The sequence below is a fragment of the Aeromonas sp. QDB62 genome (assembly GCF_027705695.1).
GTDB classification, from domain to species: domain Bacteria; phylum Pseudomonadota; class Gammaproteobacteria; order Enterobacterales; family Aeromonadaceae; genus Aeromonas; species Aeromonas allosaccharophila.
On sequence record NZ_JAPDCD010000004.1, the window covers coordinates 138,259 to 160,607 of the forward strand.

Annotated in this window: 20 protein-coding genes and 2 pseudogenes; 7 read left to right on the top strand and 15 right to left on the bottom strand. The window is 61.2% G+C overall.

The genetic code is table 11. The features are described from left to right. Nucleotides 1-57 precede the first annotated feature (57 nt). On the bottom strand, nt 58-2,091 hold the full coding sequence (locus OKC27_RS03585) for a M13 family metallopeptidase (RefSeq protein ID WP_270805942.1): 2,034 nt from the start codon (nt 2,089-2,091) through the stop codon (nt 58-60). A 180-nt stretch (nt 2,092-2,271) separates the two neighbouring features. Here OKC27_RS03585 and tilS point away from each other — a divergent pair, with 180 nt between their 5' ends. Beyond that, nucleotides 2,272-3,630, top strand: coding sequence for a tRNA lysidine(34) synthetase TilS (gene tilS, locus OKC27_RS03590; RefSeq protein ID WP_270805943.1), 1,359 nt, complete (start codon nt 2,272-2,274; stop codon nt 3,628-3,630). A gap of 89 nt (nt 3,631-3,719) precedes the next feature. Here tilS and OKC27_RS03595 read toward each other — a convergent pair whose 3' ends face one another. Then, nucleotides 3,720-4,622, bottom strand: a complete 903-nt coding sequence (locus OKC27_RS03595; RefSeq protein ID WP_163129393.1) for a diguanylate cyclase domain-containing protein — start codon at nt 4,620-4,622, stop codon at nt 3,720-3,722. 118 nt (nt 4,623-4,740) lie between these two features. Here OKC27_RS03595 and OKC27_RS03600 point away from each other — a divergent pair, with 118 nt between their 5' ends. Beyond that, nucleotides 4,741-6,693, top strand: coding sequence for a monovalent cation:proton antiporter family protein (locus tag OKC27_RS03600; RefSeq protein ID WP_270805944.1), 1,953 nt, complete (start codon nt 4,741-4,743; stop codon nt 6,691-6,693). Between the two features lie 31 nt (nt 6,694-6,724). Here OKC27_RS03600 and OKC27_RS03605 read toward each other — a convergent pair whose 3' ends face one another. The 6 genes and pseudogenes from OKC27_RS03605 to OKC27_RS03625 all read right to left on the bottom strand — a co-directional run bounded on the left by OKC27_RS03605 (nt 6,725) and on the right by OKC27_RS03625 (nt 10,511). After that, nucleotides 6,725-7,870 carry a patatin-like phospholipase family protein gene (locus tag OKC27_RS03605; protein WP_270805945.1) on the bottom strand — a complete coding sequence of 382 codons (1,146 nt, stop codon included), beginning with the start codon at nt 7,868-7,870 and terminating at the stop codon, nt 6,725-6,727. Between the two features lie 113 nt (nt 7,871-7,983). Beyond that, nucleotides 7,984-8,862, bottom strand: coding sequence for an alpha/beta hydrolase (locus OKC27_RS03610; RefSeq protein ID WP_270805946.1), 879 nt, complete (start codon nt 8,860-8,862; stop codon nt 7,984-7,986). Nucleotides 8,863-8,944: 82 nt separating this feature from the next. After that, nucleotides 8,945-9,541 (bottom strand): TetR/AcrR family transcriptional regulator, encoded by a 597-nt coding sequence (locus tag OKC27_RS03615; protein WP_139409414.1) that lies wholly within the window; start codon nt 9,539-9,541, stop codon nt 8,945-8,947. A gap of 113 nt (nt 9,542-9,654) precedes the next feature. Continuing rightward, nucleotides 9,655-9,747, bottom strand: a pseudogene (locus OKC27_RS03620) (DNA-binding response regulator); the annotation flags it as partial. A gap of 13 nt (nt 9,748-9,760) precedes the next feature. Further along, nucleotides 9,761-9,859: pseudogene (locus tag OKC27_RS22905) on the bottom strand (DNA-binding response regulator); the annotation flags it as partial. A 7-nt stretch (nt 9,860-9,866) separates the two neighbouring features. Next, nucleotides 9,867-10,511, bottom strand: coding sequence for a response regulator (locus OKC27_RS03625; protein WP_042058575.1), 645 nt, complete (start codon nt 10,509-10,511; stop codon nt 9,867-9,869). 170 nt (nt 10,512-10,681) lie between these two features. Between OKC27_RS03625 and OKC27_RS03630 the strand changes: the two genes are divergently transcribed. Further along, a complete protein-coding gene (locus OKC27_RS03630) occupies nt 10,682-11,308 on the top strand; it encodes a glutathione S-transferase (protein ID WP_270805948.1) in 627 nt (208 codons plus the stop codon). Between the two features lie 75 nt (nt 11,309-11,383). Here the strand turns inward: OKC27_RS03630 and OKC27_RS03635 are convergent, their stop codons facing one another. From OKC27_RS03635 to OKC27_RS03655, 5 genes are all read right to left on the bottom strand, one after another. Further along, nucleotides 11,384-13,495 (bottom strand): alpha-amylase, encoded by a 2,112-nt coding sequence (locus OKC27_RS03635; protein WP_270805949.1) that lies wholly within the window; start codon nt 13,493-13,495, stop codon nt 11,384-11,386. Between the two features lie 221 nt (nt 13,496-13,716). Continuing rightward, nucleotides 13,717-14,883, bottom strand: coding sequence for a hypothetical protein (locus tag OKC27_RS03640; protein WP_270805950.1), 1,167 nt, complete (start codon nt 14,881-14,883; stop codon nt 13,717-13,719). Continuing rightward, on the bottom strand, nt 14,883-15,254 hold the full coding sequence (locus OKC27_RS03645; protein WP_005338463.1) for a GtrA family protein: 372 nt from the start codon (nt 15,252-15,254) through the stop codon (nt 14,883-14,885). Before OKC27_RS03645 ends, OKC27_RS03640 begins: the two co-directional genes overlap by 1 nt. Continuing rightward, a complete protein-coding gene (locus OKC27_RS03650; protein WP_270805951.1) occupies nt 15,251-16,270 on the bottom strand; it encodes a glycosyltransferase family 2 protein in 1,020 nt (339 codons plus the stop codon). Before OKC27_RS03650 ends, OKC27_RS03645 begins: the two co-directional genes overlap by 4 nt. A 55-nt stretch (nt 16,271-16,325) precedes the next feature. After that, nucleotides 16,326-16,871: a hypothetical protein gene (locus OKC27_RS03655; RefSeq protein ID WP_042058565.1), complete on the bottom strand. Its 546-nt coding sequence runs from the start codon at nt 16,869-16,871 to the stop codon at nt 16,326-16,328. 323 nt (nt 16,872-17,194) lie between these two features. On the opposite strand from OKC27_RS03655, the gene OKC27_RS03660 reads away from it, so the two are divergent. The 4 genes from OKC27_RS03660 to OKC27_RS03675 all read left to right on the top strand — a co-directional run bounded on the left by OKC27_RS03660 (nt 17,195) and on the right by OKC27_RS03675 (nt 20,543). Beyond that, nucleotides 17,195-17,959 carry a substrate-binding periplasmic protein gene (locus tag OKC27_RS03660; RefSeq protein ID WP_270805952.1) on the top strand — a complete coding sequence of 255 codons (765 nt, stop codon included), beginning with the start codon at nt 17,195-17,197 and terminating at the stop codon, nt 17,957-17,959. Nucleotides 17,960-18,051: 92 nt separating this feature from the next. Next, entirely contained in the window at nt 18,052-19,536 is a 1,485-nt protein-coding gene (locus OKC27_RS03665) for a L,D-transpeptidase family protein (protein WP_270805953.1), read from the top strand. A gap of 162 nt (nt 19,537-19,698) precedes the next feature. Next, on the top strand, nt 19,699-20,244 hold the full coding sequence (locus OKC27_RS03670) for a DUF882 domain-containing protein (RefSeq protein ID WP_033136140.1): 546 nt from the start codon (nt 19,699-19,701) through the stop codon (nt 20,242-20,244). A gap of 47 nt (nt 20,245-20,291) precedes the next feature. Further along, entirely contained in the window at nt 20,292-20,543 is a 252-nt protein-coding gene (locus OKC27_RS03675) for a lipoprotein (RefSeq protein ID WP_005338457.1), read from the top strand. 85 nt (nt 20,544-20,628) lie between these two features. On the opposite strand, the gene OKC27_RS03680 is transcribed toward OKC27_RS03675, so the two are convergent. Together OKC27_RS03680 and cysZ are read right to left on the bottom strand one after the other, a co-directional pair. Next, entirely contained in the window at nt 20,629-21,243 is a 615-nt protein-coding gene (locus OKC27_RS03680) for a trimeric intracellular cation channel family protein (RefSeq protein ID WP_270805954.1), read from the bottom strand. Nucleotides 21,244-21,389: 146 nt separating this feature from the next. After that, nucleotides 21,390-22,154, bottom strand: a complete 765-nt coding sequence (gene cysZ, locus OKC27_RS03685) for a sulfate transporter CysZ (protein WP_042657995.1) — start codon at nt 22,152-22,154, stop codon at nt 21,390-21,392. Between the last annotated feature and the right edge of the window lie 195 nt (nt 22,155-22,349).

Sequence of the window (22,349 nt, forward strand, 5' to 3'; positions counted from 1 at the left end):
TGGAACCTCTTGCTGTCTGTTGAGCGCGGGCTCCCGCAGGAGCCCGCCGTGATGCTGTTACCAGATCTTCACCCGCTTCTGGGGTGGCAGATAGAGCTTGTCCCCCGGCTGGATGTTGAATGCCTCGTAGAAGGCTGGAATGTTCGGCACCACGCCGTTGACCCGGTACTCGGGGGGCGAGTGGGGGTCGGAGCGCAGCAGCATCTGCATCAGCTCGGGGCGATACATCCCCTTCCACACCTGCGCCCAGCCGAGGAAGAAGCGCTGTTCGCCGGTAAAGCCGTCCAGCACCGGTGCCTCCTTGCCATCGAGCGACAGCTCGTAGGCCTTGTGGGCGATGGTGAGACCGCCCAGATCGCCGATGTTCTCCCCCAGGGTGAACTGGCCGTTGACGAACTGGCCGTTGATGGGCTCGAAGCGGTTGTACTGGGCCACCAGACGGCTGGTGCGGAAGCGGAACTCCTTGAGATCCTGCGGCGTCCACCAGTCGCGCATCATGCCGTCGCCGTCGGATTTGGCCCCCTGATCATCAAAACCGTGGCCCATCTCGTGGCCAATGACCCCGCCGATGGCGCCGTAGTTGACCGCATCATCCGCCGTCATGTCGAAGAAGGGGGGCTGCAAAATGGCCGCCGGGAAGACGATCTCGTTGTTGCTCGGGTTGTAGTAGGCGTTCACCGTTTGCGGCGACATGTGCCACTCGTCCCTGTCCACCGGCTTACCGAGGCGCGCCAGACTGTCTGCGTATTCAAAGGCTTGCGAGCGCTGCAGGTTGCCGACCAGATCATCCGGTTTGATGGTGATGGCGCTGTAATCCTTCCACTTGTCGGGGTAGCCGATCTTGGGGCGGAACTTGGCCAGCTTCTCGAGCGCCTGCGCCTTGGTCTCGGGCGACATCCAGTCGAGCTCCTTGATGCTCTGACCGTAGGCGGTGCGCAGGTTTTCCACCAGCTGCTCCATCCGCTCCTTGGCCGCTGGCGGGAAGTAGCGGGCCACATAGAGCTGGCCGACCGCTTCGCCCAGATGATCGTTCAGCACCCCGAGTGCTCGCTCCCAGCTGGCGCGCTGTTTGGGCGTGCCACTCAACGTGGTGCCGTAGAAAGCAAAGTTGGCTCGGTCGGTCTCGCTGTCGAGATAGGGGGCGTAGTCGGTCAGCAGTTGCCACTTGAGGTAGGCCTGCCAGTCGGCGATGGGGGTCTGGGCCATCACCTGATCCAGCGCGCTCAGATAGGTCGGCTGACCGATAATGAGCTCCGGCTGGGCAGCAATGCCCGCAGCGTTCAGATAGGCCTGCCAGTCGAGGTGGGGGGCGAGCCGTGCCAGTTCGCTGGTGGGGCGCTTGTTGTAGTTCTTCTCCCGATCCCGCAGGGCCACGTTGTCCCACTGGATGGTGGCGAGCCGGGTTTCGAGGGCGAGAATGCGCTTGGCCTTGCCGCTCGGGTCAGATTCCCCGAGGCGGTTCAGCATGGCGGCGATATGCTGCTGGTACTTCTGGCGCATCGCCTGACTGTCGGGATCCTGCTTGAGGTAGTAGTCCCGATCCGGCAGCCCCAATCCCCCCTGATAGAGGTAGACCGCATAGCGGTCGGGGGACTTGGCATCGGCGTCGATCCAGATACCGAACGGTGCGCCGCCGCCCATGCGGCCTGATTGGGCAAAGGCGCGGGCCAGCGCGGCCTGATCACCGATCCGGTCGATGTCGGCCAGCGCCGGTGCCAGCGGGGTGAGCCCCTTGGCATCTCGGCCTGCCTGATCAAGATAACTGGCGTAGAGATCGCGGATCTGCTGGGTCGGCGTGCCGGTGGCGGCCTCCTGCTTGGCCAGCCCCTCGACCAGCACCCGCACATCGGCGAGGGATTTGTCCCGCAGCATGTAGAAGGCGCCATCGGCGGGGCGATCGTCGGGGATCTTGGCGGTGGCGAGCCACTTGCCATTGACGTAGCGGAAGAAGTCATCGCCGGGTTTGACCTGGGTGTCCATATTGGCCAGAGCCAGCCCGGAGTGTTTGGGGGAGTCTTGCGGTGCCTGACTGCAGCCAGCCAGCAGGGCCAGTCCAATCAGGCCGGCCAGTAAGCTTTTCTTATTGTTCATCTTGTTTGATTCCAATTCGGATTGTTTGCTTCCCTGCCCATCTTCCTTGCTCCAACCGGTTGTGCGACCGCCTTGCGGCCAGCCTGGTGGAGAGGGCGGGCGAGCCTCACTCTAGCAGCAGGGTTGCAGCTTGATAAGCCCGACTCTGCTAAGATCGGCCGGTCCGTTTTGGGGAAGCCTATGATTTCTCATCTTTATTCTCGCTTTTGTCTGACTATGCCAGCGCCGGAAGGTTCCACCGGTCTGCTGGTGGCCTTCAGTGGCGGCCTCGACTCTACCCTGCTGCTGGTGCTGGCGGCGCAGTATGCCCGCGAGCATGGCCTGCCGCTTCGCGCCCTGCACGTGCACCACGGCCTCAGTCCCCATGCCGATGAGTGGGTCGCTCATTGTGAAGCCGTGTGTCAGCAATTGGCGGTGGAGCTGCTGGTGGAGCGGGTAACACTGGCCCGTGGCAATGGCGAGAGTCTGGAGGCGCAGGCCCGCACAGCCCGTTACCAGCGGCTGACCGCCCGGATGCGGGAGGGGGAGTGGCTGCTCACCGCCCACCATCAGGATGATCAGCTGGAGACCCTGCTGCTGGCCCTCAAGCGCGGCGCCGGTCTGCGTGGCCTGGCGGGGATCTTGCCAAGCCAGCCCTTTGCTGGCGGCCTGTTGCTGCGTCCGCTGCTCGATATGAGTCGCGCAGAGCTGGCCGAGGCGGCGGCGAGCCTCCCCTTTGGCTGGGTGGAGGATGAGAGCAATCTGGACGTGAGTTATGACCGCAACTTTTTGCGCCAGACGCTTATCCCCCAGCTCAAGGCGCGCTGGCCAGCCATGGCCCAGACCGCTGCGCGCAGCATGGCCCTGTGCGCCGAGCAGGAGGCGCTGCTGGATGAGCTGGCCGAGAGCGACTGGCAGCTGGCGGGCGAGGGGGAGGCGCTCCATATCGGCCCGCTGCACGCCCTTTCACCCACCCGGCGCAACAACCTGCTGCGCTACTGGATCCGCCGTCAGGGGGGGGAGATGCCATCCCGTGAGCAGCTTGCCCGGCTCTGGCAGGAAGTAGCGCTGGCGCGCGGCGATGCCAATCCCCGGCTCAACTGGGGGCGCCAGAGCTGCCGCCGTTTTCAGGAGCGACTCTATCTGGTGAGCCCGGACCTGCAACCCTGTCATCAGCTGTTGCCGCTGATTGTGGGCGAGCCGCTGACCCTGCCGGACGGGCTGGGCGAGCTGGTGGTGCGCATGGCGGAGTGCGGCGAGGATCTGCTGCGCCCCCCCCGGCAAGATGAGCCACTTTCGGTGCGCTTTCAGGTGGCGCCCGGGATCCCTCTCAAACCAGTGGGTCGAAGCGGCAGTCGGCGGATGAAAAAGTTGTTGCAGGAGTATGGCGTGCCTTCGTGGCAGCGGGGGCGCATTCCCATCCTCTACTATGGCGAGCAGGTGGCGGCGGTGGTGGGGCTCTTTGTCTGCGACGGTTTTATGGCACAGGGGGCCGGGCTGGTGTGCCACTGGCAGGGGAGCGGTGCGGCCCCCATCCTGCCCGAGCAGGATCTCGCCTGACTTGATATCTCTGTGAGCGGGGGCTAGCCCCAAAAAAAGAAGCTCCGGTCACATGGCGCGCATGTGCCGGAGCAAAGAAGAGTTCGGGATTATTCGAGAAGGCCGGCCTTGCCGGCTTTTTTACGGGCGTAGAGGTGACTGTCGGCTGCTTCATAGAGGCTCTGCACATCGACCCCGGATTGCCAGCTGGCGGCGCCAAGGCTGCAGCCGACCGAGAAGGTGCTGAGCTCCTTGTTGGTCATCAACATATGCTGCAGTCGCAGCCAGACCGGGCGCCACGCCTCGGGTTCGGCCGGTTGCAGCAGCAGGGCAAATTCATCTCCCCCGAGTCGAAAGGCTTGATCCGTACTGCGGATACACCCCTTGAGCAGCTGGGCAAAGCGGCTCAGCACCAGATCCCCCACCGGATGACCCCAGGTGTCATTGATCTGCTTGAAGCGATCGAGATCCAGCAGCACCAGCACCAGACCGTGGGGCTCGCGGCTGTGCTGCTCGATGGCGCGGCCGATGGCCTCGTCAAAGTAGGAGCGGTTGCCAAGGCCGGTCAGGTGATCGAGCCGGACCAGCTGATCCAGTTTTTCCAGCCGCAGATAGAGGGGCAGCAGCAGGCAGAGCAGCTGATGGTATTGCATCAGTACTCGTTGCTGGCTGCCACTCAGCGGATGTTCCAGATCGTATTGGAGCTGGCCGAGCAACTGGCCGTGCTGGCCGCGCAGCTCGAACGGATAGTTGTGCAGGTTGAGGGTAGCCAGCGGCGGGTGCTGGATCAGCACATGGGGCTGGCCACAATCGAGGTAGAGACCGTGGATCCTGACAATTCTTGCCGCACGATCGGCAAAAGTTGTCAGCAAACCGCCGAGATCGCTCTGCCCCAACAACTGCTCGAGCAACTGGTTGCGTTCAACGCTGGGCAACGGCGTGAGCCGCTCCATCTGGCGAACCCACTGCTCGATGCCATGGCTAAAGCCATTAAGTGACGACGTATTTTCCATGGTCTTCCACCTGTAACACCTGACTACTGTCTCCTCCCTGCAATTGGCATGCCCAATATATCTTTCCTGACCGCCAGTTCGGCTGACTAGACTTAAGTCGATAAAAGGAGAGGGAAATTTGTACACCGACCTGTTGATCCTGCTGTTCGCCGCCGTGCTGCTGGTGGCAACTTTCCGGCGCCTCGGCTTGCCGGTGATCCTCGCCTACCTGATTGCCGGCGTGTTGCTCGGCCCCCACGGGCTGGCGGTGATCACCGGCCAGTCGATCATGCAGACCATTGCCGAGCTCGGGATCGTCTTTCTGATGTTCTCGCTGGGGCTGGAGTTCTCCTTGCCGAAATTGCTGGCGATGCGCCGGTTGGTGCTCGGAGTCGGGGTGCTGCAGGTGCTGCTCACCTCGCTGATCTTCTTCGCTATCGGCTGGTGGTGGGGGCTGGGTCTGGCGCAGTCACTGGTGGTGGCGGGAACGCTGGCGCTCTCCTCCACGGCGGTGGTGATCAAGCAGCTCGGCGAGCAGAAGCAGCTCCATACCCGCCGGGCCCAGCTGGGGGTGAGCGTGCTGCTGTTTCAGGATCTGGCGGTGGTGCCCCTGCTGGTGATGATCCCGATCCTCGCCCAGCCGGAAGTGCAGGGGAGCGCCCTGGCCGCCGAGATCGCCTGGGCCACCCTCAAGGGGTTGTTTGCCTTGCTCACCCTGCTGGCGGTGGGCAAATGGTTGCTGCCGCTGCTGTTTCACGAGGTGGCGCGGGCCCGCTCTGACGAGCTGTTTGTGCTGAGCGCCCTGTTGGTGGCGCTGCTCGCCGCCTTCATGACCCATTCGCTCGGGCTGTCGATGGCGCTGGGGGCGTTTCTGGCGGGGATGATGCTGGGGGAGTCCCACTACCGTCATCAGCTGGAGGTGGACATCAAACCCTTTCGCGACGTGCTGATGGGGCTCTTTTTTATCACCATCGGCATGGCCATGGATTGGCTGCTGGTGGCGCGGGCATGGTGGCAGGTGCTGATCTGCGTGCTGTTGCTGGTGCTGTGCAAATCCCTGCTGGTGCTGCTGGCCGGGCGGCTGATGGGGGAGCGCAAGCGCGACAGCATGGCCGCCGGCATCATGTTGAGTCAGGTGGGGGAGTTTGGCTTCGTGCTGCTGGCGCTGGCGCTCCATCACGGCCTGCTGGATCAGCAGCAGGTCTCCCTGCTGATCGGCATCGGTATCATCTCCATCGCCATGACCCCCTGGCTGGTGACTCAGGCCCATTCGCTGGCCCGCAGTCTCACCGATCCAGCGCTGCTGACCCGCTCCGAGGTGGCCCAGTCTGGTTTAAGCAAGAACCAGCATGTCATCATCGCCGGGTTTGGCCGGGCTGGGCAGACCTGTGCCCGCTTCCTCAAGATCGAGGAGATCCCCTTTCTGGCCCTCGATCTGGACCCCGAGCGGGTGAGCGAGGCCAAGCAGGCAGGAGAGCAGGTGGCCTTCGGCGATGCCAGCCGTCGCGATATTCTGCTGGCCGCCGGGTTGCTGCGGGCGCGGCTGGTGATCATCACCTTCGATGATCGCAAGCGGGTGGAGGCGATGCTGGCGCTGATCCGCGCATTGGCGGGGGAGCTCAAGGTGCTGGTGCGCACCCGGGATGACAGTTTTCTGGAGCAGTACAAGCAGGCGGGGGCGTTTGAGGTGATCCCCGAATCCCAGGAGGGGGCCCTGATGCTGGTCTCTCACCTGCTGCTCAACTGCGATATTCCTCTCGGGCGAGTGATCCGCCGGATGGAGCACGAGCGCAGCAGCCAGTATCGCTTCCTGCACGGCTTCTACTGGGGGGATCAGAGCGCCAGCAATCTGGAGGCAGACCAACTGCTCGAACGCCTCCATCCGCTGTTGTTGCATGATCAGGCGTGGGCAGTAGGCCGTGAAGTGCGCGAGTTGCCGCTCGATGAGGTGCGGATCAAGGAGGTGCAGCGCGGGGATCTGAGTCTGGAGCCCAGACCCGAGCTGGTGCTGGCGGCTGGCGATCGGCTGATCCTGTTTGGTACCGTGGTGGCGATGGAGCAGGCGGAGCAGCGTCTGCTGGAGGGGCACTGAATCCCCTCGCGTTCATTGACCACGCGCCCCTTTACTCCCGCTCTGTTGGCTGCCCCTCGATATCGAGAAAGGCGGCGACCCGCTCCCGCTCCTGGAGGGTATCCCGATAGCCCAGCTTGATCAGCTGCTGGCAGTAACCCGGATAGAACATCAGAAAGCTGGCCAGACTGCTGGTCTCATCCCCCTTCACGCCCAGCACCCGCAGCAGGCGGCGCAGCTGCAGTGGCAGCTTGCGCAGATAGGCCAGCGCCATGGTGTCGAGATCCTGACTCGGTTTCAGCACGCAGGTCTCTACCCGTTTCAGCTTCAGGCGGTTGCGTTCCCGCTCCGGGATCAGGTCCAGGGTCTGGTTGATGCGCCACAACCGTTCCAGATCGGAGTTGAGGGTATCGGTAAAAACGGTATCGAGCAGATGGCTGGCGATATTGGAGCTGGTGAGGTGGCCGTGGTGATGGGTCGGTGCCGAGTGCGCAGGCGGATCCAGGGTGATCAGCAGGATCCGCTCCGCCCCCAGATGGATGGCGGGGCTGAGCGGGCTCAGCTGGTGGATGGAGCCGTCGCCGTAGAACGTCTCGCCGATCCGGGTGGCCGGAAAGACAAAGGGCAGCGCCGAGGAGGCGAGCAGATGCTCCGATGTAAGCACGGTGCGTACCCCGCGCCGTCTGGCCCGCTCCCACGGATGGTGCTCGGCCCGTCCCTGGAAGAAGGTGGTGGAGAGACCGTCATCGTAATCCGACGCCGTGATGGCCAGCGCCTCCAGACTGCCGTAGAGGATGTTGTCATCGATGCGGTGATAGTCGATGAGCTGATCCAGCAGGCGGTGCAGCGGCGCGTTGTCAAACAGGTGAAAGGCGTGGTTGGTATGGGGATTGATCAGCCCCGCCGAGCCTTCGTACATCAGCCGCCACAGTAGCCGACCGGGGTGAAAATCGAAGATGTGGTGGGTCTCGAAACGGCGCCAGACCCACTCCAGCTTGCGCACCCCCAGATGAAAGCAGGAGGCATAGCAGGCCAGCGCAGTGACATTGATGGCCCCCGCCGAGGTGCCACACAGGATGGGAAAAGGGATGCCGAGATTGCGCGGGTAGAGCTCCGCAATCGCCTTGAGGGCGCCGACCTGATAGGCGGCGCGAGCACCGCCACCGGTGAGCAACAACGCTGTATTGGGTCTGGCCATATGCTGGCGCCTTATTGTTGGCCCGGGAGGGGCGTTCCCACTGACAAGTTAACTATAAGGCGCTGTATCAAATATAAAAACGGGCGCTCGCCCGTTTTTTTCATGGCCCTCGGTCAAAGAGCCCGATGAGGATTTTCCGGCCGCGCCAGCTGATCGAAAGCGGCAAATACCGGGGCGCTGGCGAGGATGCGGCCGTGGCCCAGACCCCGGGTGCTCACCAGCCGGGTATGACCATCCTGACTGGCGCGCAGGGAGTCGTCGTGAGGGGCAAATCTGTCCTCCTCGTCGTGCACGATTATCGCCGCGCCGCTGCGACTAGCGAGTCGGCCCAGCGGATCGACCGTGCTCAAGGGATGCTGGTACTCCTGCTCAATCTCCTTGACCACCGCATCGAACAGCCGGATGGAGTAGCCGGAGCGCGCCACCATGCCGTAGAGCTGGGGCACATAGTCGAGCACCGGCGAAATCAACAGCAGTGGCAGGCTGTCGATACCCGGCTGACGGCTGGAGAGAGTGACGGCGCCCCCCATGCTGTGGGCGATGACCCCGTGCAGCGGGCCCACTTCGCTGGCCAACCTGGTCGCCAGCTCGTCGAAGGCGCGCACGAAGCGGGGCAGGTGGCCGGTGTTGCCTGCGCTCTGGCCGTGGGCCGGATGATCGTAGGCAATGGCGGTGAAACCCTGCGCGGCGATATGGCTCATCAGCGGATAGAACTGGCTGGCGCTGCCGGACCAGCCATGCATCAGCAGCCACAGTGGCCCCTGACCGAGTCGATAGCTCATCAGTACCCCTTCGCTGGTATGGACGGCCTGTTTCACCAGACCGGCAGGTTCGCTGCCATCCCGCTGGTTGCGCTGGGGGGTGAGCAGCAACTTGCTGGCGGTGCGCTTGGCATGGCTGGGGGCGAGTCTGTGGTGCAACCGGGTGCCGATACCCAGCAGCCATTTGCTCGGGCTGAAGCGGCGGGTGTTGAAGTAGATCTTGCTGCTCATGGTCATCCTGTGGTTTTTATGTGCGAACGGTCGTGCTTTTTTATCGGTTTTTAAAAAGTCGTATTGAACGGATGCCAAAACATCAGCGCCAGCTGCTCAGCAGAGCGTCCACTTCTGGCCAGAAGTGGCGGGCCGGATCCTGACACAGTTCGAGGTCGTTGAACACCTGATCCGCCAGATAGAGGCCATAGAGGCGGTAAACGGCGCGCCAGGGATCCATCTCCTGTCGCCACTCGCCAGCGGCCTGACCCTGCACCACCTGACGGGCCAGATAGTCGAGCCAGAAGCGCACCAGCTGACGGGCGGCTTGCTGTACCTGGCTCGTTTGCTCATGGCCATCCTGCGCCGAGGTCCAGGCGTCGAGGAACATGCAGCGTCCGGCGAAGCAGTGGTTCCACGCCTGCCAGGCGCGCAGCAGGGCGATCAGCTTGTCATGCTGGCTCTGGTGCTCCTGCTGGCGTACCGGCTGGATCACCCGCAGCCGGAACACCTCGGCGGCGTACTCCAGCACGGCGATCTGCAGATTGTCGCGGGATTGAAAGTGGGCAAACAGGCCGCTTTTCGACATCTCGCAGGCGCTGGCCAGCGAGCCGATGGTCAGGCTCTCCAGCCCTTGCTGGCTCGCCTGCTCGAAGGCAGTCTGCAAAATGTTTTCCCGGGTCAGGCGCCCCTTGCTCATCGCTCTCTCCTCGTTGGCGCTGGCAGCATAAAGTACGATCGTGCTAATTGTCGAGCAACAAATAGCCAGCATGGCTGGCTACCTCATCGTACATGTGTCGCCGCGTGCGGGGCTCAGCTCTCCCTGATATCGAGCTGCTGCAGGGCGATAACCGCCTGAGTGCGGTTTTTGACTCCGAGCTTGCGGAAGGTTGTGGTGATATGGACCTGATTGGAAGGCTCAGCTCTCCCTGATATCGAGCTGCTGCAGGGTGATGACCGCCTGAGTGCGGTTTTTGACCCCGAGCTTGCGGAAGGTTGTGGTGATATGGGCCTGATTGGAGGGCTCAGCTCTCCCTGATATCGAGCTGCTGCAGGGCGATAACCGCCTGAGTGCGGTTTTTGACCCCGAGCTTGCGAAAGATGGCGGTGATATGCGCCTTGATGGTGGCTTCGGAGACATTGAGCTCCCAGGCGATCTGCTTGTTCAGGCTACCGTCGCGCAGCATGATCAGCACCTTGTACTGCTGGGGGGTGAGGCTGGCCAGCTTGCTGGCGAAATCGGGGCCATCTTCCGATTCGGGATGAAGCGAGATGCCTTCCGGCACCCAGTTATCTCCCCCGATCACCGTATTGAGGGCGTTGACCAGCTCCTTCATCGGCACCGATTTGGGAATGAAGCCGAGCGCCCCGAGCCGCAGCACCTGCTGGATGATGGCCGCATCTTCCGAGGCGGAGACCACCACAATGGGCAGGTCGGGATACTGACCGCGCAGGTGGGCCAGCCCCTCGAAGCCATTGGCCCCCGGCATCTTGAGATCGAGCAGCAGCAGGTCCACCTCAGGGTGCTCCCCCAGCAGGCTGGTCAGGCTGTCGATGGAGTCCGCTTCCAGCAATTGAGCGTCGTTGATGGCCATGTGCACCGCTTGGTAAAGGGCGCCCCGAAACAGGGGGTGGTCATCTGCGATGACGATGGTAAATTGGCTGTCCATATTTCGGTTAATGGCTCACATTGTTGCTAACTGATTGTTTTGAAAAATCAAACTAGCATCGCTCACCAAGAGGGTCAAACCCGCCGGTGCGCAAATGTGAAGCGACCATCGGATGTGTTGCCATCAGGGCAGACCGAGCGGTCGCAGGCAACTCATGCAGGAGGCAAGAGATGGGATCCTTGGTATTGACGGTGGGCACCGGCTCCACCTGGGCGATGCGGGCGGCACTGGTGCTCGCCATGAGTGGGCTGACGTGGCAGGAGCAGGTGTTCGATCTGGAGGATGCCAAGTCGTTGACGAGGCTCAAGCGGCTGGCACCGGCCGGTCTGGTGCCATGGCTCGAACACGATGGCGTGCGGGTTCACGACTCACTGGCCATCGCCGAATATATTCACGAGAGCTGTCCCGACCGTCAGCTCTATCCGGTGTCACTGGCTGAGCGGGCACTGGCTCGCAGCCTCTGCGCCGAGCTGCACGCGGGATTTCGGCAGATCCGTTCTCTCCTTCCCTTCTTCCTTGGCGCGCCAACCCGTATCGATCCTCCGGTGGAGGCGGTCGGCGAGCTGGCCCGTTTGCAGGAGATCTGGTCGCAGGCGCGGGGCCCCTTCTACTTTGGCGAGGCGGGCATTATCGACGCCTTCTATGCCGTGATGGCCTATCGGCTGGCCAGCTACGGCATCCTGTTGCCCGGTCAGGCCGGAGTCTATCAGCAGGCGCTGCTGGCTTGGCCCCTGTGGCAAGAGTTGTTGGTCAAGGCGCGCTTGCAGTGGCCGGTGGCGGCGCGTCAGTTACAGTGAGCCGCTACAGATGGATAAACGAGAGAGGGGAGCCAGTGGCTCCCCTCTCTGTTGCTGGTAAATATGGCTCAAGAGTTACTTCTGCCGACCGGCAAAGACCACGACCACCTTGTCATCCCCCTTCTCCCGCACGAAGGCGTAGGGAGCATCCGAGAGTTTCTGGTGACTGCCTGCCGCAATGGCCGGATGGGCTGCGCGGAACTGGCCCAGTTGCTGCCAGTGCTTGACCAGCTCAGCCTTGTCTCCGCTGGCCAGCTCCTGCCAGTTCATGTCCGAGCGCAACGCCTGATCGAATACCCCGCCATCCTTGGCCAGCCCGCGGCCAGACTCGTCGCCGTAGTAGAGCTGGATGCCGCCTGGCAGCAGCATAAAGCTGTTGGCGACCCGGCGCTGTAGCGGCACATCCTGATAGTCGCCAAAGAACAGCTTGGTGTCGTGGGAGCTGATATAGCTCAGCACGTTGAACTCGGGATCCTGATTGATGCGGCTGGCGTAGCTGGCATAGGTGGGCTCGGCGCCCGCCATGCACTGGGCCTGAGGCAGGGCAAACTCGCGCTGATAGTCAAAGTTGATCAGCGAATCGAAGCCGTTCTGATACCAGAAATCCTTGGCGACCCCGTGATCCCACACCTCGCCCACCATGTAGAAGGGCAGCTCGTCGAGCGCCTTGTCCGGGTTGGCGGCCTTCCACTCCTTGAGCGCCGAAGTGCCCGCCTGTTTGAGCTTGGCCCACACTTCGGGCTCCAGATGCTTGACGGTGTCGGCGCGGAAGCCGTCTATGCCAAAGCGGCGCACCCAGTCGGTGTGCCAGGCGATCAGGTAGTCGCTCACGGTGGCGTCGGGCAACGCCTTGGCGAGGGTGTCTTTTTTCGCCGCCAGCAGCGGCGGCAGCCCTACCTGTTTGGTCGATTCGGTCAAGAAGTCCGGCAGCCCCGCCACCGAGCCGGTGACATCGTCGGTGCCGGGCTGCGGGTAGCCGGGCAGGCCAGCTCGCACCCAGTCACCGCTCCACCACTTGTTCCACGCTGGCGATTGATAGTCGATGAACTGGTTGTAGCCATGCCAGTTGAGGCCACCGCTCGGGCGCCACTGGTTCCAGACGGTCGGCAGTTTGCCGCTGTTTTGGGTCAGCTCGGTGAGCCCCAGATCCTGCAGATCGGCGAGGGTGGCGTAACCGGCATGGTTCATCACCACATCGAGGATGATCCGCATGCCGCGCTTGTGGGCCTCGTCCACCAGGGTCTTCAGGCTCTCCTCGTCGCCATAGTTGGGATCGATCTTGGTGAAATCCAGTGCCCAGTAGCCGTGGTAGGCGTAGAAGGGGAAGTTGCCCTGCTCGCCACCGCCGATAAAGCCGTGCACCTGCTCCACCATGGGGGTGATCCAGATGGCGTTCATGCCGAGGCTCTTGATGTAGTCGAGCTTCTCGGTCAGCCCCTTGAAGTCGCCGCCGTGCCAGGTGGCCACCTCGTCCTGGCCATCCTTCTGGCGGCCGAAACTGTGGTCGTTGGCGGGATCGCCATTGTGGAAGCGATCGGTCAGCAGGAAATAGACGCTCGCCTGATCCCAGCTGAACGGCGCTGGTTTGGTTGCCTTGACCGGTTCGAGCAGCAGCAGGCCGCCGCTCTCTTTACTCGGGGTCAGGGTCAGCTTGCCCTGTTTGACCACTGCCTCCTGTTTCGAGTAGGCATCCCGCAGCCGGGTGCCGTCGGGCCAGACCCCTTGCAGCGATACCGTGACCGGGCCGCCATCCCAGCTGATGCAGGGCTCTTGTGGTGGCTGGCGCTTGAACTCGCTCTTCTTGGTTGCCCGCAGCACCTTGAGGCTGGGGGTATCCGGGTTGAAGGTGAACTGATACTCCCCTGCCAGCATCACCCGCAGGGTAAAGCTCTGCTCCTTGCTGCATTTGTCCATCGGCTGGGCGGTGCCGAAGGGAAGCGGCTTGCTCTCGCTCGGGCCAAAGCTGGTGCCGCAACTGTTGCCTGCGTCGCTGATGCGGATCTGGTGGCTCCCCTTGGCAAGGGGATGGGTCAGCTCCACCGTGCCCTTGTCCAGCGCGATCGGGGTCGCTATCGGCTGACCATCCACATAGAGGTGAACCTCGGGGGCGGCCATCGCCTGTGGGGTGAACAGAGGGGCGGCCAGCAGGGCAAGCCAGAGAGAGGATAAGTTGGGAGCGCGACGCATAAGCCATTCCTTGAGCAGGGCAGTTCGGACAAGGGCCCATTCTAGGAGCAGCAAAGCGCGCCTTGGATCGGCAAAATGCCGATTTGTGACATCAGTTCAAATGGTTACGTTTTCAAGCCGAGGAAAGTGTGATGGGGGAGGCGCTCTGTTGATAAAAATAGCGGCCATAAAAAATGCCGGTCAGGTGACCGGCATTTGGCGTTTCAGGCATCGTCGTCACATCAGACGGTGAAGAACTTGAAGTTGACGAAGGCCACCGCGATGAAGGAGGCAACCATGCCGCTGATGCAGAGCACCGCAGGGCGGATGGCGGGCCAGCGATGGGTCAGCAGAATGATGGCCAGCAAGGTCGGATAGAGCCCGAACATGTAGCGCGGCATGGCGTTGAGGCCGGTCATCAGCGGAATGGTGCAGCAGATGAACATCAGGGTCGCCTCGGCCCAGCGCTTCTGGCTGAACAGGTAACCGTTCAGGCACCAGCCGAAGATCACCATGATGGAGAGGTAAGCCTTGCGACCGCCCAGCTCGAAACCGCTCAGCCACCAGTCCAGCGGGCTGTCCATGTAACGACCCCAAGCCACCTGAATGTGCTTGAAGGCCATGGCATCACCGGTCAGGTGATAGAGGTAGACCATGTAGGCAAACAGGCCGAACGGGATCATCCAGAGGGTGAACACCACCTTGAAGGCGCGCTCGGTGAAGCGGAAAAATTCCCGCCAGCCGTAGGCTTGCAGCGCCAGGATCAGCACCGGGAACACCATCATCACGCCCAGGTTGCGGGTACCCGAGATACAGACCCCCAGCACGGCCACCATCAGCCACTGCTCCCGATAGGCGAACAGGAACATTCCCAGCATCAGTGCCATAAAGGTCGACTCGGTATAACCGGAGACGAAGTAGGCGGAGAAGGGGGAGAAGGCGAGCAGCCAGACGCCGAAGCGGGCGGTATCGTCACCCAGCTTGAGCTGACGCAGCACCAGCAGCATCAGCGGCAGGCTGGCGAAGAAGGATGCGTTGGCCACAATGATGAGGCCGATCAGGCTCTCGACATTGAACAGGTTGGAGATGGCGCCGGAGACCATCGGATAGAGCGGCATAAAGGCCCAGTTGGCCGCATTGCCCTTGCTCAACCAGCGCGGGTAGAGGTCGTAGCCGTTTTCGATGATGCGCTGGAACCAGACGCAGTCGAACTGACAATAGGCCTGCAGCGGGCCGATATCGGGGGAGCCATAGAGCTGGACACCGAAGTAGCCCATGCCATACAGCGCCACCCGGCTCAGCATGAAGGCGGCGATGATCATCAGCCAGTCGCGGCCGCTGATGCGCAGTGACGGGCGATAGGGCTGTGCAGCCCCGGTGAGCGGGACAGTATTGGTCATATCATTCATCAGGCAAAAACCCAGACGCGAGAGAGAACGTAAGTGAGGACGGTAACGGTCAGGGTGGCGATGACCACCGGCAGCAGACCGGAGAGCCCCGCAAACAGCAGGCCGCTCAGGATCAGGTTACGCACCGCCAGCGAGAAGAGGGCGACCAGCAGAAACTTGCTGGCGGCTCCCTGCTTCTGGAAGGTGATGTAGCGGTGACCAAAGAAGGAGAACCAGAACGCGATGGCAAAGGCCAGCGTGGTAACCAGGTGCTCCGAGATGGTTGGCCAGGTATGAAACAGTGCGATGGAGGTGCCAAGGTCGACGAGGGTGGCCCCCCCGCCGACAAAACCGAAACGTACCAGCCGCCAGAATTCCTCGCGGGAGATCATTGAGGCGCTTGCTCCTGCTGCTCTTGCGGATTGCTCTCAGCGCTCTGCGGTTTGGCCGCATCCTGCTTGGCATACTGGCCATAGACCCCTTCAATGAGGTAGACCGGGCGCTGTTTCACTTCCACGAACATGCGGCCGATGTACTCGCCGATGATGCCGAGCGACAACAGCTGGATACCGCCGAGGAACAGCACCACGGACATCAGGGAGGCGTAACCGGGCACATCGATGCCGAAGAAGACCACCTGGGTCACGATCTTGAGGATGTACAGGAAGGCGACGAAGGAGACGCCGACACCGACATAGCTCCAGACCCGCAGCGGCCAGCTGGAGAAGCTGAGCAGACCGTCGAGGGCGAAGTTCCACAGTTTCCAGTAGTTGAACTTGGTTTCACCGGCGTGACGGGCAGGGCGCTCGTAGGGGACGCCAACGGCACGGAAACCGGCCCAGGCAAACAGACCCTTCATGAAGCGGTTGCGCTCCGGCAGCAGCTTGATCGCCTCGACCACGCGACGGTCGATCAGGCGGAAGTCACCGGCGTTCTCCGGCAGCTTGGTGCTGGTGGAGAGGGCGTTGAAGAAGCGGTAGAAGCCACCGGCCGTCACGCGTTTCATCGGGGTATCGGCGCTGCGATCGACGCGGATGCCGTAGACGGTGTCATAGTCACCGGTCTGCCACAGTTTGACGAATTCCAGAATCAGGGCGGGGGGATCTTGCAGATCCACGTCCATCGGCACGATGGCATCCCCTTTGGCCTGATGCAGACCGGCGGTCAGGGCAGCTTCTTTACCGAAGTTACGTGCCAGGTTGACTAGCGTGATGCGCGGGTCACGGGCGATGGCCTGTTCGACCACTTCACGGGTGCGGTCACGGCTGCCATCGTTGACGAATACAATTTCAAGCTGGTCTTTCAGCGGGGCCAGTTCGTTGTCTATCGCGTTGATGAAGGCATCGATGCTCTCTTCCTCGTTGTAAACGGGAACGACCAGAGAGAGTCGAAAATCTGGATGCGACATAAGAACGTCCTTATTTGGGATAGTTGTTTTTATAAAATGGTATTCGGGGCAAGGATCACTGGGCTACGGTCAAACGTACCGACTGCACATTGATGGGGGTCGGTGCCGATAGCGCCAGAAAATTGGGGTGCTTGGGGTCTGCCGTGAGCGAGTCACCGGGCAGACTGAGACGGATTTCGTTGATACCCGCCTTGGCCAGTTTCACCGTGGTGGTGAAGTCGTGACCCAGCGCCACCTTCAACAGGGCACCGGCTTGCGGGCTGTTGATGCGGGCGTGTACGGTGAGCTGATCCGGATTGGCCGCCTGTTTGGGCAGCACGAAGTAGAGACCGCCCTGACCGCTGAGCAGGGTGCCTTCATCGCTCGGCTTCTTGGCCCAGCCTTCGCTGGAGAGGAAGCGGCTCGGCTTGGTCAGATTGAGCTCGTTACCCGGCTGATAGGTCATGCTGGAGTTGTGTTCCCAGAAGCGGGTCTTGCCTTCCAGATAATAGAGTTTGTAGGCCAGGCTCACGTTGGGGTGAGCAGCCAGATAGAGGGTGTAAAGATAAAAACCGCTTAACGCCAGAATGGCAGTCAAAAAACCGAACTTTTTGTACGTCATATCACTCTCTACGCCTGACAGAATTGGTAGGCCGATGTCGCGCATATGCTAATCCAATTGCAAAAAAAGCATAGTGGATCACAAAAAAATATTTGGTCACATATTAACCCTTTTTTCCCCCTGTTCCAAACGTTGCTGTTTGCTGGTCAAACAAGGCTGCCGGGGCGTAAGTCGCCAGTGGCAAGGGGCGCTCCGGCAGGCGGTTTGGCAGATAGAGATACTTTGCTGCGTCATTTTCTAGCGGATGCGATAGTCAGCTGGCCTCTATCGCCATTTTGCAGGGGGCGATTTATGATGACTCACCTTTTCGTCAAGGATGACCTATGAAGTGGCTCTCCCTCTCTCTGCTGTTTGGATTATGGGCGCCAATGGCCTTTGCCAAGGCGCTTTGCCCCGAGCCCATTGAGGTCGGTTACGATAACTGGCCTCCCTACCATTACTATGAGCCTGACTCACCGCAACAGGTGCGCGGTTATGCCGTCGAGGTGCTGACGGCCGTGCTCACCGCCATGCACTGCAAGGTCAACTATGTGGAGCTGCCCTGGAAGCGGGTACTGCACGAGATGGAGTTCGGCGAGATAGACATGGCAATGGAGGCGAACATCAACGATGAGCGCGCCCGTTATGCCTGGTTTTCCGACTCCTACAACCCGGGACGCACCTTGCTGTGGGTCAGCAAGGGCAGCCACTACCCCGAGCAGGATCTGGCGAGCTGGCTGGCCAAGGGTTACTCCCTCGGCGTTACCAAAGAGTACTTTTATGGGGATGAGGTGATGTCGCTGCTCGGCCGATATGCCAAACAGGTGAGTGCGGTAAGCGACAAGCAGAATTACGAGAAGCTGGCCCGCGGGCGCATCGACGGTTTCCTCGGCGACATGCTGGCGACACCCAGCGCCCTTAACAAGGAGGGGCTGAGTAGTCAGTTTGTTGCTCATCCCATGGTGGTGTATGAATCGCCGAGCTTTTTCATGTTTAGCAAGCGCAGTTTTTCGCCGCAGTTCTTGCAACAATTCAACCAGAGGTTAGCCGCGTTCAAGGAGACGGATGCCTATGACATTATATGGCAACGTTATGGCCCCGGGCGCTAGCAAAGTATTGGCCGTTCACGCATCATGAGCGGCCTGAGCATCGGGTCTGCCGGTCAGACCTGACTGAGTGAACAAACCGTTTTGAGGTATCCATGGGGATGAAGTATTGGCTGGCCCTTGCCAATCTGGTGTGGCTGGGATGTTTGCCCGCCGGCGCGGTACATGCGACCGAAGCACAAGTAGTGGTGGCGGCCAGTGAAACCGGGCATGACTGGTATCAGGGCCGTCAGGCCGAACAGGCCCGTGTCGAGCTGGAGCAGCAGTTGCAAGAGGCTGTGCTGGCTCAGCTGCACCCCGATTTTTTCACCTTGTGGAAGCGCCTGCAGGCCGCTCCTGCCGCCAAGCGTGGCGCCATCTATGATGACATTTTTGCCAAGCTGAGCCGTTTCCAGCATGCCTGGCGGGGGATGGATCTGGTCTCTCGCGAGCAGATGAAGACCCTCAAGCTCGATTTGAATCGCCCTGTGGTGACCAAGCCCGGCAGTGATGACCTGCTCACCCAGGTGAAATCCCTGCGTCCCCAGGTGGCGGAATACGAGGCGGTGCGGGCCAAAGTGCACAAACTGCTGGCGATGCCGATGGCCAGCAAGTGGCCGACCCTCGATATGCCGACCCTGCGGGCCGGAGAGAGCGCCGCCGAGCTTGGCCAGATCCGCGCCATGCTCAACGAGCTGGGCGACAGTGCCCCGAGCCATGGTGATCTGATTTACGATGGCGATACCGAGCAGGCCATCAAAAAGTTCCAGCGTCGTCACGGCCTGACCGCTGATGGCATTATCGGTCGTCAGACCCGTTCCTGGCTCAATACCGGCCCGCAAGTGCGCGCCAGCCTGCTGCTGCGCAACCTGTGGCGTCGTGATCTGGTGGATCAGCTCGCCGCTGGCCGCTACGTGCTGGTCAATATTCCCGACTACCGCCTGAGCGTGGTGGAGTCCGGCAACGAGGTGTTCACCAGCCGGGTCATCGTCGGCAAGGAGCAGCGGGCCACCCCCATTCTGGCCAGCGAAATTCGCTCCATCGTGCTCAACCCCTCCTGGCATGTGCCGCGCTCGATCCTGAGCAAGGACATTCTGCCCAAGCTCGGCCGTGATCCTGCCTATCTCAATCGCGAGCAGTTCGAGGTGATCGACAGCGAGGGCAACCCGGTGCAGTTCACCGAAGAGGGGTGGCATCAGGCGCTGGCTGCCGGTTTCCCCTATCGCCTGCGGCAAAAGCCGGGTGATCACAATGCTCTGGGTCGTTACAAGTTCTACCTGCCCAATAATGACGCCATCTATCTGCACTCCACCCCGCGCAAGGCGCTGTTCGAGCAGGGGGCGCGCGCCTTTAGTTCGGGTTGTATCCGGGTGGAACATGCGGACGATCTGGCCGAGCTGTTGTTGGCCGATTCCCGCTATCAGCCGGACAAGGTGGCCAATATCCTCAAGGAGAGCCAGACCAAATGGTTGCCGCTCACCACGCCCATTCCGGTCTTTACCGTCTACTGGAGCAGCTGGATCGACGAAAATGGTCGCCAGCAACTGCGCAACGACATCTACGGATTTGATCGGGTCAGCTTCCAGAGCCGCCTGCTGTGATCCCAGCCACAGAGTGAAAAGCCCGGTCTGTGCCGTGCTTTTCTATGGGCGATTGCGGTTTGACAGGGCCCCCCGCCGGAGGGTAGTTTCAAGCGCCTGTATGACATTCACTCAGTGAGCTTATTCACTTTTTCGCTTGAATCTGCGATGGACGAACCCCTTATGCTGGAACAAGAGATAAGTCGACGTCGCCTGTTGTTGGGAGCCGGTTGCCTGCTGGGCAGCTCGCTGATCTCCTTCCCTGCACTGGCAAGCCGCAGTACCACCGGGCGTGAACTCAGTTTCTTCAATCTCAATACCGGCGAGCGGGTGCGCGCCAGCTATTGGGAGAACGGCCACTATCTGAGCGACGGGTTGGCCGAGCTCAACCACATCTTCCGCGATTACCGGCGCAATGAAGTGTTCAACATCGACAAGAAGCTGTTTGATCAGCTGTTCCTGTTGCAGCACAAGCTGGGTCGGCGCAGTGAAATTCAGCTGATCTCCGGCTATCGCGCCCCGGCCACCAATCGCCAGAAGCGTCACAAGAGCCGCGGCGTGGCCAAGCACAGCTACCACACCCTGGGGCAGGCGGTGGATGTGCGGATCCCCGGCGTACAGCTCGCCCATCTGCGCAAGGCGGCCCTCAATCTCAAGGTCGGTGGGGTCGGCTACTATCCCCGCGATAACTTCGTTCACCTCGATACCGGCCCGGTTCGCAGCTGGTAAAGGGGTTGGCAAGCTGCCAAGCTCTTCCCACCAGTGAGGAGATAGCGATGAAAAAGATAGTGATTGGCGGCCTGATCGCCCTGTTGTTGACCGGTTGCAGCAAGCTCAACCGTGAAAATTACGACCAGTTGAAGATGGGGATGAGTTACGCCGAGGCCAGCACCATTCTGGGCAAGGCGGAGCGTTGTGATGATGCCTTGGGCACTACCAGCTGCCTCTGGGGCGGGGAAGGGAAGAACATCAAGATCCGCTTTATCGCCGACAAGGCGACCTTCTTCAGCTCGGAAGGGATTAACTGAGTCGCAGAACGTCCATGAAAAAAGCGCCGCTAGGGCGCTTTTTTGTTGCTCGCAATCCAACCTGCCTCGCCAGACGCTGGCGTACTCAGTGGGTGGCGTACTGGTAGTTGAAGGTGGGCAGTCCCCACTTGAAGCGAACCGCCAGCAGCCGCAACACAAAACCGATGCCGATGGCGCCGAAAGCCGCCCAGTCGTTGGGCAGGCCCTGCTCCAGAGCCAGACAGTAGAGCGCTGCAGTGATCAGCGAAATGGCGGCATAGAGCTCGCGGCGAAACACCAGCGGAATGCGCTGGCAAAGCAGATCCCGCAGGACGCCGCCGAAGGCCCCTGTCACTACTGCCATGATGCAGGCAATGCCGGCACCGTGGCCCATATCCAGCGCACGAGCCGCGCCGAAGATGGAGAAGACCACCAGCCCCAGCGCATCGAGCGCCATGAACAGTTTGCCGAGATAGCGCATCAGCGGGGCGGAGACCACCCCCGCCATCGCAGCGGCGGCAACCAGCAGCACATATTCCGGATGCTCAATCCAGAGCAGCGGATAGTGGCCCAGCAGCACATCGCGAATGGTACCGCCACCGATGGCCGTCGCCGAGGCGATGATCACCACCCCAAACAGATCCATCCGTCGCCGACCCGCGGCCAGCGCGCCGGTCATCCCTTCGGCCACCAGGCCCACCAAGAAGAGTGCATGTAACATGAGATATCCCAGGGAACGAGAAAGGCCCGCATCCTACCAACTCGTGTCATATGGGACAAGTGTTCGAATACATGCATTAATTTAATTCATGCTAAATGCGAAAAAGGCACCGTTTCGGGTGCCTTTTTCTAATCAATGTTCAAGGATTAGCGGCCTAACTGCTGCTGCCGGTAGTGATCGACCCACATGGCGGTGGCGCCACAGATGGCGACCGGCATCACAAAGAGGTTCACCACCGGAATGGCGGAGAAGAGGGTGACCAGGGCGCCGAAGCTCAGGCACTTGCCACGGCGTTGCTTCAAGGCATCGCGCATGGTGATGAAGCTTATTTTGTGATTGTCGAACGGATAGTCGATGTACTGGATCGCCATCATCCAGGCGCTGAACAGGAACCAGAGCACCGGCGCCAGGGTCTGGCCCACCACCGGGATCAGGAACAGGATCAGGCAGCCGATGGCCTTGGGCAGGTAATACTTCAGCTTGGTCCATTCGCGGCCGAAGGTGCGCGGCACATCCTTGACGATATCCAGCATGCCGCTGTCATTGGCGGGTTGGCCGGTGAGTATCTGCTCCACTTTCTCCGCCAGCAGGCCGTTGAAGGGGGCGGCAACCCAGTTGGCGACCGAGCTGAAGATAAAGGAGAAGACCACTAGGATGGTGATCAGAGCGATGGGCCACAGCAGATAGTCCAGCCAGTCGAGCCAGGCGGGGATCTGCTGATGGAGCCAGGCGAACAGGCCGTCGAGCTGCAGCAGCAGGGCATAGAAGGCCCCGGCGAACAGCACGAAGTTGACCAGTAGGGGGATCAGCACAAAGGTGCGGATGCCCGGTTGGCGAATAAGGGAAAACCCGCGCAGGAAGTAGTCTGCACCGCTGATTGAATCTTTGACCATATGGGGTGATTGGCTCATGTGAGCTCCATCTATGCATGGGAGAACTGCCAGCATATTACAAACAAGCCTTTGATTTGGTAAAGTCGCCGACTATTCCTTATTTCGTGCCGTGGCGACTGAACATCGGGCACTGGATCAGGGCAAGATCGCGAACGTTTTTTAAGCAGGGCACGAGGATTTGACCGACCGAACAGGGTGTGATCTTATACTCTC